We start from the raw sequence: 13,258 nt of genomic DNA on the forward strand, positions 1-13,258 counted from the left end.
CGATGCCTTGAGGATGAGGGACGTGTCCGTATCCGCCATCGCCATAGTGCGGCTGGAAGAAAAGCACCTTGCAGCAGCTCAGGTCCTTTCCACGGCAGTGAACTGGCCGCATCGGCGACAGGACTGGAGCTTCGCTCTGAAGCTCGGCCGTGGGCTCGCGGCCATGGACCGGGACTCGTTGGTCGGCACTATCATCTGGTGGCCCTTCGGCCAGCATTATGCCAGGTTCGGTATGTTGATCGTTTCACCTTCAATGCAACGGCGCGGACTCGGCCGGTTGCTGATGGAGGCTGCCCTGCGGGATGCTGGCGACCGGACGATGCTTCTTAATGCAACTATGGAGGGCCTGCCACTCTACGAAAAGTTCGGCTACAAACCTATCGGCGCGGTACGCCAGCACCAGGCGGCAAATGCCGTGCCGGCATCCGCGCCACTGCCGGAAGGCGCCAGCTTTAAGTCCATGCAGGAAACTGACCTCGACGCTGTGATTGCGCTCGATGAGCAGGCGGCGGGTTTTCGACGCGCCGAATTGCTGAGAGCGCTGAAGAAAATCGGCGAGGGGCTTATCCTGGAGCAGGGCGGGGAGATCGCCGCATGGTCCTTCCTCCGCCGCTTCGGCCACGGCTATGTGATCGGTCCGGTCGGCGCCGGCGGGGAAATGGCAGCACGAGCGCTGATCGCCAGATGGATCTCCGGCAACGGGTCGGAATTCCGGCGCATTGACGTCCCCCTTTCCAGCGGGCTTTCGCCATGGCTCGAGGATCAGGGCCTAGGCCGGGCAGGCGAAGTCGTTGCTATGGCGCTCGGCGAACCACCCGTACCGTTGGCCACCGGCCCCCGTCTGTTCGCCCTCGCCAACCAAGGACTTGGCTGACGAAATCTCCTTCTCGCAAACACATAAGGCAGCGGGCTCGCGATGAACGAAATTGTCCCGAGCACCCGCGTCTTAAGCAGTTCTCTGATCGAGTTCGACCGCAGCTATTTCATTCACCTTATCATGCGGCTGTCCAGGGCATTAGCCCGGGCCTTTGGCTCCTGTGATCACCCCGTCGCCGCGCCTGCGGAACGTTTTGTCGCTGAGGCCGGTGCGCTTCGTCTGCTTGCAGGCCGGGCGCCGTTCGGACATCTACGTGATCTGGTGCGCAACGTTCAAGGTTCAGGTGGACTGCGTGATCGACCTCAATGCGAGTAGCTACTCAGTGCCCTGGCGTCTGATCGGAGAGAGCGTTCAGGTAGTTGCTTCAGGCCGGTCGCGTCATGATCCGTCATGCGGGCCGGGCGGTAGCCGATCATTCCCAATTCCAAGGCCACCGTCATCAACGCCTCTCTGCTGACTAAGGAGCGCAGTTCTTTGTGTCGTCAGGGCTCAGCTTTTCAGTTCGTCCGACATCTCAATAGCCTCGATTTGCCTGACAGCATCGGCAGTTCCTTTTCCCACACACTGCAAAGTGGCGCCAACCTCCCGCACTACACGGTCAACCTTGAGGCTTGCGGCAACATGCAACTGCTGCGGAAAATCGGAGACGCGCCCCCCTCGATGCCGGCGCGCTGTGTTCCGGCCCCATGCCGCTGGTGCGGAAGCCCGTAATGAACCTGCCCAGCGCTCTGGCATGCGGTTTGTTCCCCTCAAGTGACCGATGAGCGAATGATCGACGACGCTTTCTCAGCTATTGCCATTGTTACGGCATACGTGTTGACAGACGATGCTGTTGGCATGACGGATGCGTCGACAACTCGCAGTGCCCCCACTCCGTAAACCCGGAGTTTGGGATCGACAACAGCTCCTTCATCAATCCCCATTCGACAGGTGCTTGAGAAGTGAAGAGCAGATGCGCCATATTCTCGTGCATAATCTACAAGCTCCGCGTTGCTTGTTCTGAGAGGGCCCGGAAGTGTCTCGCAGACGCTAAATCGAGCGAGCTCCGGCCTCTCGAACAGTTCGCGTGCTAATCTTATACCAGAGAGGAGGACTTCACTGTCCGAATGTGCCGAGAGATAGCCGAGAGATATTGCAGGAGGGACATTCGGGTCAGCGGAAACGATACTCACGCTTCCACTGCTTTCAGGAAATGATTGCCATAATCCGACTGTCATGCCCGGCGCCGGCTCAAGTTTGCCTAAGCCAGCGTAACTGCCTGGAGTGAAGCTCAATTGGAGGTCAGCAGCAGCGGCCACACTGTCCCGGCTTCGAGCGAAGAGAACTGCATTGCTCGCTCCTAAGGACATGAGTCCTCGCCCAAACAAGGCATATGCCAACGACTCGTGCAGGAGACGCCACCCCCGTGCCCGTTCATTGAGAGTTACGGAGCCTTTAACCCGGTGAGCGATCCGGATAAGGAAGTGGTCCTTCAAGCATTCGCCGACACCAGGAGCATTATGCACCAACGGGATACCGTAATATCCTAGAAGGTTGGAAGGCCCCACGCCGGACAACTGCAATATCTGTGGTGACTTGAAAGCTCCCGCGGCGAGGATAACCTCCCGCCTTGCCTTGACATGGAATAGATCTCCAGCTCGCAGGAATTCAACCCCTATGGCTCGACGATCTTCAAAGAGGACGCGCGTGCACAGCGCATTTGTGATCAGTTGAAAGTTTGAACGCGCTCTCGCTCGCTTCAGGAATGTGCGGGCAGCGCTTGCCCTAAAGCGACCTCGGCGGTTCTGCTGAAACCATCCGACACCGACATCTCGGCGGCCATTGATGTCCGCCAGCACTGGAAACCCCAGGGACTTGGCGCTCTCGATGAACGCTGAAGATAGCGGATGACGGACTGCTAAAGCCGTTACCGGCAAAGGGCCATCACTTCCCCGGCCTGCAGATTCCCCACCATCGTAGTGCTCAATCGATCGGAAGTGGGGCAACAACCCATCGTAGCTCCAACCTGTGCATCCAAGCTGAGCCCAATGATTGTACTCCTCCGGATGTCCGCGAACAAACAGCGTGCCGTTTATCGAACTGCTACCACCCAAGACCTTTCCCTGAGGTAGATCAAGGCTGCGACCATTGAGCTCAAGAGACGGTTCACTACAAAATCTCCAATTAATCGTTCTGTCGTTTTGAAGCTTGAGAAATCCCGCTGGCACGTGAATCAATGGGTTCATGTCAACTGGACCCGCTTCAAGCAGCAAAACTTTGAAGCGACCATCTTGAGACAAGCGGTCAGCAACAACGCTGCCGGCGGACCCTGCCCCAACAATGCAGAAGTCACATTCAATGTTATAGGATGGATCCACATCATGCTTTGATCGCAATCGCTTGTCCTATCTCAGAAATTGGTGCCTCAAGTAATTGCACCGCGCGCGGGGCAGCAGCTCGGCCTGCCAACCTCCCAGACCTAAACGCCATCCTAAATGGTGGAGGGCTCTTCCAGGATGACTCTCGCCTTTGGCCTGTTGCTCCAGACGCAATGCATCATGATGAGCAATTGATCATTCCATTGAGATTATCTTCTTATTTGCAGGTAGAGATCCGTACTCAGTGAATACCTCATCTATATTGTCGAGAGGGTGGAAGCTGAGCAGGTGGTCGTGATCCAGTCCCCAGCTCCTTTTCATCAAAGCAGCCGCTTTAGCGAAGGAATCACCATGTCCATTCAGATGGACGAAATAGATGTTAGGCTGCTTCCATGGGAGCCTGTCGGGAATAGCAGGCTCATCGGAATGGTACCTACTCACGACAATCAGCCTGCCGAGCTTCGCCAACCGAGCGCACCCGTGAAGGAAGCCGTCCGAACTGCCGGTGGCTTCGAAAACTACATTGAACACACGGTCATCGGCGCTGTCCAATATCTTAATCCGGCTCGGATAAAGATCCTTCAAGGCGGCCATCTTGTGGCGATCCTTGTCATAGATCCATATTTCGCCACCCTGTGTCTCAAGTAGATTGAAGACCAGTAACGTGCCGATACCGCCGATGCCAAGTACGAGCGTTGCCTCGTCAGCTAGCATGCATTTGGAGATGTCTGCCGCATTAATCGCAACGGATAATGGCTCAACCAATGCGCCTAGATGGCGAGATCTGTATTCCGGAAGCTTAAGAAGGTACGAGGCTCTTATGTCAATGAATTTAGCATAGCCTCGATTTGAGTACCAATTAACCGTCGAGCTCTCGCACAAATGACCGGCACCTATCCTGCAATAAAAGCAGGAACCGCAACGAAAATTCGGATCAATCGCTACAAAATCTTCCACCTGATAGGGCGTGACCTGGTCTCCGACTGCGACAACGGTGCCGCAGTGCTCGTGACCGAGACTGATTGGATAGCCTTCATCGCGGTGGCCCAGATAGAACGATCTATCTGTCCCGCAGACCCCACAGAATTCGATCCTTATTCGTACGAAATCTGGGGGAAGGTCCTCGCTCAGTGCATCGCACGTCAGGATAAAACGGCGCGGAGAAACAAGGCGAGCGACACTGTTGGATCGTGCGGGCATAATGCATTCCCTATGTTATCGTGACGAGAGGCTTTGAAGCGCATCACGCGCAGCATCGAGAGTGACTGCTATGTCGGTGGCGGAGTGCGCTGCGGACACGTACCAGAGGCCTTCTGGCGTGATCCGAACGCCTCGATCCTGCATTGCGAGGTGCCATGCGCGTTGGAGGCTAAAATCCAGACCTTCAGCTGCCGAGCGATGGTTGATGACCTGCGTTGGCGCGGCTCTGAAGGCAGTAGTGACCGCGCCTGGGCTCGCTCGAACAAGAAGAGGTAACTCGGTTTGCCTTACCAGATCTCTGAGGCCCCGTTCGAGCAACGCTGTCTGGTGATGTATACGCTGAAGCTTTGCCCCGGAACTCGCCGCCAGAAGGGTCAGATGCCTCAACGCCCCCACGACGGCCGGTGGGTAGGCATTATAAGTTCCTGTATGCACGGTATTGGTTTCAATGAGTCGCTTCATAACCTCCTTACGGCCAGCAAAGGCCGCGAGACAGACGCCTCCGCTTAGTGCCTTTGCAAAAGCGCTTAGATCTGCAGCGACGCCGAAGTGCTCTACAGCTCCTCCGAGCGAAATGCGAAAACCGGTTTGGACCTCGTCGAAAACCAACAGCGCGCCGTTGGCGTCGCATTGTTCGCGAAGAAATCTGAGAAACCCTTCGAACGGTTGGATATTGCTCCAGAAGCCATTGAACATAATTGGCTCGGTAATGACCGCAGCGATTTCTCCGCGATATGTTCTAAAAGCATTTGCGACTGCTTCCGAATCATTCCACTCAACTGCCACTATATTGGATGCATCAGAGGATGGTTGGCCGAGAGACATTGGCAAGGGAAAAGATGCACCGTCGGGGTGGACGTCGACGCCCGAAAATCCCCAGGCGATGCCATCGTACCATCCATGATAGTGACCGGCGAATCTAAGGACTTTTTCTCGACCCGTTGCCGATCGAGCTAGACGAATACACGCATGTACTGCCTCAGAACCAGAATTGCAGAACCGAACCATCTCGGCATTGCTCACTAACGTGCAAATTAATTCTGCGAGTTCTATCTCTGCCTCTGTCTGGCCCGCAAAAAATTGCCCACTCCTGAGTTGTCGGCATACTGCATCTATGACTTCGGGCTCTCCGTGCCCAAGAATAAGCGGCCCCCTTCCCAATACGTAATCAATGTAGTCGTTGCCATCCACATCCCACACTCTAGAACCATCACCTCGAGCATAGTAGAGGGGGAACGGAGTCCAATTCGCTCGATTTCCACTTGAAACACCTCCTGGGATAACAGCACGCGCTCTCCCGAGGAGAGCTTTGGACAGAGTATAAGAATTGATCACTGTTGCCTCCTAATACCTAATAGCTCCGGCTCAGCCGCTGCCAGGACCCGTTGAGTTTGGACGCGTGATGCCTTTGCGCGACGTGCCCAGTCTTTTCGAGGCGGAATGCAGCAATTGGCGGTTGTGTACGTCGAGCACCCGACGAAAGGCCGCAAGCTAGCGCGAGCCGCCCGAGTCGATGGAGATCAGCATGTACGCGCCATGTACTTGCGCTGGCCCGAGGCGGTGATCGCATCCTGATTTGAAGACCGGCACCCCGTTGTCGTCCCGGTCCGTGCCAGGCCGAGAGGCGGCAAATCAGACGGGACTGGCAGATGCGCGATCTGAACACCGGGTCGGACGCCCAGCGTTGGGCGCGCCGCCTCACCAACAGAGGCGGGCATACGGTCTTACGGTCGAGGAGGCCAAGCGGGTGGTTGTCCAGATCCGCAAACGGTGGCGCAGTGTACCGAGGCCCCTTTGCACGAAAACTGGGTCCCTGGCTCTTCACGTCCCTTTGCCGCCCCTGGCTAATGAAACGCTCCCCCAACCAGTCGTCCAACCGGTCAAACACAGTGCGTCCGCACGGGCAACAGACCCGCCCTCGCGCAAGTACCGCCGCACTGTCGTGTTGCGTGCAGCCGAACGCCTTCGCCAGGCGCTTGGCTCCCCGGCCGAGCTCATGCAGCTGCAGCCTCGCGGCCGCCTCGTTAGCCTGAAGCATCCGCATCGTCCTCGATGATGCAGGAATCGCTTTATTCCCAATCGACATCCATTCCTCCTTTACCGGGGGGCATTCCTCTATCGCCAGCTCACCGCCTCCGGCTTTGGGCTATGAAGCCGGCCGCAGCCGCCCGCGTATGGTGCGCAACTCCAGTTCCGAGATCGGTCGGAACAGTTTCTGAGATGCTCATGTCTTGTTGCCATTACGGCACCTACTACCAGATGGGCTTAGTCAGAGCCGGGGGCGCTTGTTCGCCCATGGCTGCAGCTGTTCGAATGCCGCAGAGGCCCGCAGCACGCCGAGATCGTCGAAGCGTTTGCCAACGATTTGGAGTCCGACCGGCAGCCCCGCTGGAGTAAAGCCGCATGGTACGCTTGCGGCCGGGTTCCAGGACATGTTGAACGGGTAGGAAAACTCCGCCCACATAATCCAGTCCCAAGGATGCGTTGGCCAATGATCGGGCATCAGCTTGTCGGCTGGGAAAGCGGCGACTGAAGCGGACGGCGTCAATAAAAAGTCCCAGTCCCCGAACCAGCGATGGATGTTGGCAACGTATATCATCTTCCGCGCGCGCATCTCTTGATAGCGCGCGACGGAGACGTTCTGGGAATGCTTAATGCAGGCGACGAGCCCAGGGTCCATCTCTGCCTCCCATCTCGCTAGGTACTGTGTGAGGCCGGTCGTGTGGGCGGACCAGAAGAACCGGATCAGTTCCGGTCCGTCCTTCGCCCACGGGATGGGTACTTCCTCAACAATTGCTCCAAGTTCCGTAAAGCGTGCGGCGGCGGCCCTCACCAGCTCAGAGACTTCCGGATCGACGCGAGCGACACCTAGATCGGGGCTGTAGGCGATGCGCCTGCCCTTCACGCCGTCGCGCAGCCGGGCGAGATAGTTGGCAGGGCCCACCTCGAGCGACGTGTGGTCGAGGAAATGCGGACCAGCCATGACCTCGAGCATCAGTGCGCTGTCAGCGACGGTGCGTGTCATCGGCCCTTTGTGGTTCGTCATGTCACTTCCGGGCAGTGGATAATTCGGCACGCGCCCGAAGCTGGGCTTCAGTCCAAATACACCGCTGAAATGCGCGGGCATGCGGATCGATCCGGCGCTGTCACTGCCCTGGTGCAGAGGTCCATAGCCGGCCGCTGCAGCGGTGCCGGCGCCGGCCGAGGACGCGCCGGCGTTGTAGCCGAGCTTCCACGGATTGCTGGTGATGCCCGTGAGTGGGCTTCGCGAGACACCGGTCCAGCCGAACTCCGACATGGCGGTTTTGCCAATGACGATCGCGCCCTCGTCCCGCAAACGCGACACGAGCGACGCATCCTCGATCGGCTGATCGCCGATGACGATCTTGCTGCCGTTCTGCGTCGGCATGTCCTTGGTGATTGAATCTTTGATCGTGACGGGCACGCCGTGCAACCGTCCGATTGGTGCACCCCTCATCAGCTCAGCTTCCGCCTTTTTCGCACCATCCATCGCCCGATCCGCAGCAAGGTAGGCGAACGCGTTTAGCTTGGGCTCCAGCTCGGCAATGCGGGCCAGCAGCGCGCGCATGTACTCGACCGGCGAAATTTCTTTGGTGCGGATCAGCTGGGCGAGCTCGACGGCCGGCATAAAGCCGATGGTCTCAGGGTCCATTTCTCTTACCTCGCACTATGAATATCGCTAGCTCACTATATTTTTTCGATGCGGATCGAGGCCGAAAGCTGGAAAAAAGGGTTTTCCACTCCGGGTTAAAGCGAAGTTGCGCAGCGTTGGAGGCAGTTGGTCAGCCGTGCAACGTCACAAAACTCCCGAACGTCACAAAACTCCCGCTTGGCGCACTCACAAGCTGAGTTTGGACCGGAAACAGTCGATCGTGTGTTTTGTTATGTAAAATCTACGTAACATTGTTGTTGCAACGCGGAAGCGATAGGCCATCATCGGCGGTTCGCTGCCGACGGAACGGTCCTCGCAGATGTGATGTAGGCCCACGGATATGCCGTCCTGATCTTACCCCGACTTGGCACAGCACCGGCAAAGTCGACTTGATATGAAAACCTCTAAACGTCTAGCGTCCTTTTGCGTATGGAGAACATTCTGCACGCGCCGCTCACGCCAGCGTAGGTACCTGACCCAAGAAGTATCGAGGATAAATTGTTTGCGACGATAATTTCCTCCAGGAGATCATCTCGCGCGTCATTTCCTATGCCCAGGACAATGCTGCCCGATGTTTCGAGGAACTCAGGGCCCTCCGAGAGGAAGCGGCTGAGCAGTTTGTAACCTGGATCAATGGCTACTCGCTCGATTTCATTCTTATACTTGTAATCGCCCGGCGCAAAGACCGACGGAAAATACCAATAGATAAAATCAAATCTTCTATCGGAAGGAATATTGCTGAACACGTCGCTCTCAATCACCTCCACGTTTGTTATGCCATTTCTTTCAGCATTCTCTAGCGTGTTAGCTACCGCTTTAGGATCGATGTCGCAAGAAACCAAGGATGCCGCACCTAGCTTCGCAAGGTACAGACCGGGAAGGCCAAAGCCGCATCCGATTTCTAGTACATTCTTCCCAGCGACAGCTGGAAAATTTTCGGCATACCAACGCCATCCTTGAAAATCCTGGGGTAAAAAGACCCCCCTGTTCACAACAAGTTCCAGTCCAAGTTCGTTTATATGCAAGGGAAACTTGCGCAGTTGCCCCGCTTTGAGCCTATCTATAACTTTGTTCAGATACGTCATGTTACTGTCCTTGTAGACAAGTCAAAGAAAGAACACCCATAGCGTCCGTTGTGACGCGTTGCGGTAGAGGAGAAACAGTTTTCAAACATCTGTATTGTTAACTGTCCTGCATTAACTTGCAAACGTTTACGACTTATTCCACGCAACTGCCGAAGTGTTCTTAGCATCAGAGGGCAGCTACCCGAGAGACATCGGCCGGGCAAAGAAGCGTTCCTTTGATTGGCGTTAATTCCCCAAGCAATGCCGGCGAACCATCCATGATAATGACCGGCAAATTTAATGATTTTGGTCTCGACTGGTGGCAGATTGGGCTAGTCAAATGCATGCATGAATTGCTTCTGAACGGGAATTGCAGAACCTAACCATTTCGGCGTCGCCCATTAGGCCTCGGCCACTCTAGGATTTCCATCTGAACGGCTCTCCGTTGGAATCGATACTTTGGGGCGGCATCTACAATAATCTCACATAACGCCCGCTCCTTGGGTAAAACTTCTGCGAAAACGTTGTAATAGTCGCTTTTACGTTTCGATACGTAAGGCGATCCTGATCGTGGGAAAGCACGAGGCAGGTGTCGTGTTGCCTTCTGTGGTTGCCGTCCGTTGTGCAAGGACTTTCTGACTTTCTGAATGTGTGATCGAGTGCGGTCTTCTGTCAGGCCTTTGAGCGGCACTTGTCGAAGCCGCTAGCCGGTATGGTGATCTACGGATCGGGCCCCAAATCTCACGTGCGTGCTTGAAAGCACCGAGGCAACAGTTGGTTTTCCCGGTCCAGATCGGTTCGATCATGCGCCCATTAAAGTCACGGCGTTGCAGCGCCCTCTTTTGAACCAGGCTTCCAGAACGTCGCATCGACCCGTCAGCTGACTGCCCTTCAAATCAAGCAGAAGTCGGTCAAAGCCCTGTCGCAGTGCATAGACCGTCTCCTGGTCAATCAGCACGGTGTGGACGACACGGCACATCTCGATGAGCTGCTGCCAGTCGCGGCTGTTGCGGGCAAACCGCGACTCCTCCCGTGTTGCCACCGCGCCAACTTTGCCAGGGCAGACCTCGGCGACAATCCCTTCGAAGCCGGCACGCGCGACGCCGCCAGCGGCAGAACGGCCGAGATCATCATCGACCGTCTCGATGCGAGACCAGCCGAGCGCCGCCAGGCGGTCGCGCATCGCGTATTGAAGCGCGCTGCTCTCACGATTGTGCAAAACATGATGAGCAGACGACTGCCGAACATAGAAGATCGCCTTGCGCTCCAGATGGTGCGGCCTGATCTTCTCATGCATCATGACGCGCGTCCTCTTGTTGCACGGCTCGCTCGTCGTCGATGTGATCGATGTGACCATCAGCTTCGTCAACTGCGCACGTTGATGCGTGCGTCGGCACAACATGGGACTTTCCGAACTTGTTGCCACGATCGTCAGCACAGCGGCATCAAAATCGACATCAGAAAGCTTAAGATTGCGGTCTCGCCGGGTGCAGGTCGAAAACGCTCAACCAATCGAACAGGCAATAATATATCCAGGCCTGAGCTAGCAGAGAGTATTTCGCCAAGAGTGCTGCCGATCACAGGGATCGGAGCGTCTGTTCAATCCCCTCGAGCAAACGCGCGGCATGTTCGCTTGTGAAGACCAAAGGGGGCCTGATTTTTAATATGTGAGCATCAGAACCCGTTCCGGAAATCAATATTCTGCGGTCCCGCAGACCATTGACGATAGCCAAGGCGCAATCCATGTCGGGCGCCTTGGAACAGCGATCTTTCACCAATTCAACCCCAAAATAGAGACCGGTTCCCCTTACATCACCTACACACTCATAGCGTTTCTGGAAACCCCTGAGGCCGTCAAGAATCTGGCCGCCAACTTTGACCGCATTTGCCATTAGGTTTTCTTCGCAGATGGCCTCCAACACGGTCCTAGCGGCGGCAATAGCGACGCTGTTCCCACCAAAGGTATTGAAATAGCGCCCAAACTCGGCGACGAGTTCAGGTCGCAACACAACCCCCGCAACGGGGTATCCGTTACCCATGGGCTTGCCCAATGTCACAATATCGGGCTCGACTTTATGTCGCACGTGGCCCCAAAGATGAGTGCCCGTCCGACCAAAGCCGGACTGGATTTCATCGGCAATGAAAAGTCCCCCCGCTTGGCGAACAACAGCAGCTACGGAAGCGAGAACATTCACTGGATCAAAATAAAGACCGTCTGAAGAGAACACCGGGTCAGCGATAAAGGCTGCCAACCCACCTCCGTGCCGCTCGATATCGGCGATTTGACGCGCGACATCCTCTGCCATCCTGCGACCAATCTCCGCGGCTGGCATTCGATAGGAGTCGGGAGCAGGCACAAGCCTCAAAAATGGATCTACCGGTGAGTTCCTCCCCAGGGATGGAGAGACCGCTGCGACGGCGCCGCTGTTGCCGTGATAGGCTTCAGCAGTGACAATGACGCCGGAATTTCCGGTGAAGAACCGAGCCACGCGCAAAGCTAGATCGTTTGCCTCCGATCCTGTGCAAGTGAACATAGCGCAACCCTTTTTGCCAAGCTCGCCTTCAAATGTCCCGACTAGCTTTTCTGCAAACTCAACTAACTGATCCTGCATGTAGCGGGTATGCGTACACAACGTCTCAAGCTGATTGTGAATCGCCGCCACAACTCTCGGATGGGAGTGCCCCAGTGAGGCGACGTTATTATAGGCATCGAGATACTCATTGCCTTGCTTGTCGTAAAGAAATACTCCCTTTCCTCGGGAAATTTCAACGGGGGACCGATAGAGCAGTCGATACGCAGGACCGAGAACGCGTTGCCGTCGCTCGATGTGTTTCAAATCCGGCTCGCTCAAATGAGACGGGTCCTGCGGATTGAAGCCGTTAACCATGTCCCCGCGAAAGCCCTTTGGCAAGGTTCTATTATGCTGAGTCATGTTAACCCTCTATTGAAAGAGCAGATTCGAGATCTGGCCGATTGAAAGAGAATTAAACCAAGCAAGATGCGTCCATCCCACTTCGGTGTTGCGAAGGATATAGCGGCTGTTCTCCGGGAAAAGCTGCGCCCGCCAGGACGTCAGCAATACTCGAGCGGCAAGCCGGCCCATCGCCAAAAACGGGATGAGCCGCAACTCTTCCTCGGTTAAATCAGCGAAGCGTATGTAACCGTGCAAAACGTCGCGGGCCTCGTCGAATAGATCACATCGATCGGCATCGCCGACGTCCTTCGGCATCTGATTTAAGAGCGCAGTGGCGACATCCACGGCAATTGCAGTTCTGACGGCGTCGCCAAAGTCGATGATGCCATTGACGAAACCGGGATTGTGGTAATCAACTATTAAGTTGGACGTGTTGAAATCGTTGTGTAGAACCTGCCGACGGCACCGATCGAGGCGCGGCTTGATTTTCGCGAAACGGTGAAACGTACCGCTAACCCAATCGCGTCGTTCACCGCTTGGGATGCAATCAATAAGATCCGCGAAATCAAGCAAATGAGTGACGTCCCAAGCCAGAACGCGGCTGTCAGCTGGGTGGGAGAAGTCCGCCATTGCGTGGCGAAGCTGGGCAAGCACCTCACCGATGCGGGCACGCTGCTCGGGTTTTGAAATCATCGTGTGAAGTGGAGTTCCCGGGATGAACGAAAATAGTCGTACAACGCGCGCCTCACCCGTGCTGGTTGTCACAACCGGTAGTATTTGACCGTGCCGATCTTGAAACACTCGGGGTATCGGAAGGGAGGGAGTCTTACTCTCCACATGCCGCATAAGCTTTACCTGAAAGTCCAGCTCTTCTAGACTTTCCGACGGGTGCGCAATTTTTATCACAAATTGGTCCTTGCCTTCACAGTCCAACAGGAACGTGTCATCCTTCTCGGATTCAAAGCGTTTCGTCGAACCGCTCTTTCCATAAAGCCTTTCGGCCATGCACTCTGCTTCATCATTGCTTATAGGATGCCAAGAATCCGAAAGGGCAGAAGATCGCGAACATGGCGGTCGGTGAGTTGTTCGGTGCGGCATGTTGAACCTAATTCATTCCTGTGGCACTTGGTGTCCGCCGCTTCAATGACGATACCGACTGATGGAGAACTCCA

The 13,258-nt window shown here is 55.8% G+C and carries 9 protein-coding genes and 2 pseudogenes; 2 read left to right on the top strand and 9 right to left on the bottom strand.

Going from position 1 to position 13,258, the window contains the following annotated elements:
* Positions 1-22 precede the first annotated feature (22 nt).
* Positions 23-874, top strand: a complete 852-nt coding sequence (locus HNQ71_RS31310; RefSeq protein WP_184877807.1) for a GNAT family N-acetyltransferase — start codon at positions 23-25, stop codon at positions 872-874.
* A gap of 183 nt (positions 875-1,057) precedes the next feature.
* Positions 1,058-1,320: pseudogene (locus HNQ71_RS31315) on the top strand (Mu transposase domain-containing protein); the annotation flags it as partial.
* Between the two features lie 306 nt (positions 1,321-1,626).
* On the opposite strand, the gene HNQ71_RS31320 reads toward HNQ71_RS31315, so the two are convergent.
* The 9 genes and pseudogenes from HNQ71_RS31320 to HNQ71_RS31355 all read right to left on the bottom strand — a co-directional run bounded on the left by HNQ71_RS31320 (position 1,627) and on the right by HNQ71_RS31355 (position 13,091).
* Positions 1,627-3,252 (bottom strand): GMC family oxidoreductase, encoded by a 1,626-nt coding sequence (locus tag HNQ71_RS31320; protein ID WP_184877809.1) that lies wholly within the window; start codon positions 3,250-3,252, stop codon positions 1,627-1,629.
* Between the two features lie 177 nt (positions 3,253-3,429).
* The gene (locus tag HNQ71_RS31325) at positions 3,430-4,434 is read right to left on the bottom strand and encodes a zinc-dependent alcohol dehydrogenase (protein WP_184877812.1); all 1,005 of its coding nucleotides are present in this window, start codon (positions 4,432-4,434) and stop codon (positions 3,430-3,432) included.
* Between the two features lie 15 nt (positions 4,435-4,449).
* Entirely contained in the window at positions 4,450-5,769 is a 1,320-nt protein-coding gene (locus HNQ71_RS31330) for an aminotransferase class III-fold pyridoxal phosphate-dependent enzyme (protein ID WP_184877814.1), read from the bottom strand.
* Positions 5,770-6,247: 478 nt separating this feature from the next.
* Positions 6,248-6,520, bottom strand: a pseudogene (locus tag HNQ71_RS35095) (IS21 family transposase); the annotation flags it as partial.
* Positions 6,521-6,703: 183 nt separating this feature from the next.
* The gene (locus tag HNQ71_RS31335; RefSeq protein WP_184877815.1) at positions 6,704-8,107 is read right to left on the bottom strand and encodes an amidase; all 1,404 of its coding nucleotides are present in this window, start codon (positions 8,105-8,107) and stop codon (positions 6,704-6,706) included.
* 404 nt (positions 8,108-8,511) lie between these two features.
* Positions 8,512-9,192, bottom strand: a complete 681-nt coding sequence (locus HNQ71_RS31340; RefSeq protein ID WP_184877817.1) for a methyltransferase — start codon at positions 9,190-9,192, stop codon at positions 8,512-8,514.
* A 781-nt stretch (positions 9,193-9,973) separates the two neighbouring features.
* Positions 9,974-10,471 carry a recombinase family protein gene (locus tag HNQ71_RS31345; RefSeq protein ID WP_184877819.1) on the bottom strand — a complete coding sequence of 166 codons (498 nt, stop codon included), beginning with the start codon at positions 10,469-10,471 and terminating at the stop codon, positions 9,974-9,976.
* 277 nt (positions 10,472-10,748) lie between these two features.
* A complete protein-coding gene (locus HNQ71_RS31350; RefSeq protein ID WP_184877821.1) occupies positions 10,749-12,104 on the bottom strand; it encodes an aspartate aminotransferase family protein in 1,356 nt (451 codons plus the stop codon).
* Between the two features lie 9 nt (positions 12,105-12,113).
* A complete protein-coding gene (locus tag HNQ71_RS31355) occupies positions 12,114-13,091 on the bottom strand; it encodes a phosphotransferase (protein WP_246462216.1) in 978 nt (325 codons plus the stop codon).
* Positions 13,092-13,258: the final 167 nt, after the last annotated feature.

The organism is Mesorhizobium sangaii (assembly GCF_014207355.1).
In the GTDB taxonomy this organism is placed as follows: domain Bacteria; phylum Pseudomonadota; class Alphaproteobacteria; order Rhizobiales; family Rhizobiaceae; genus Mesorhizobium; species Mesorhizobium sangaii.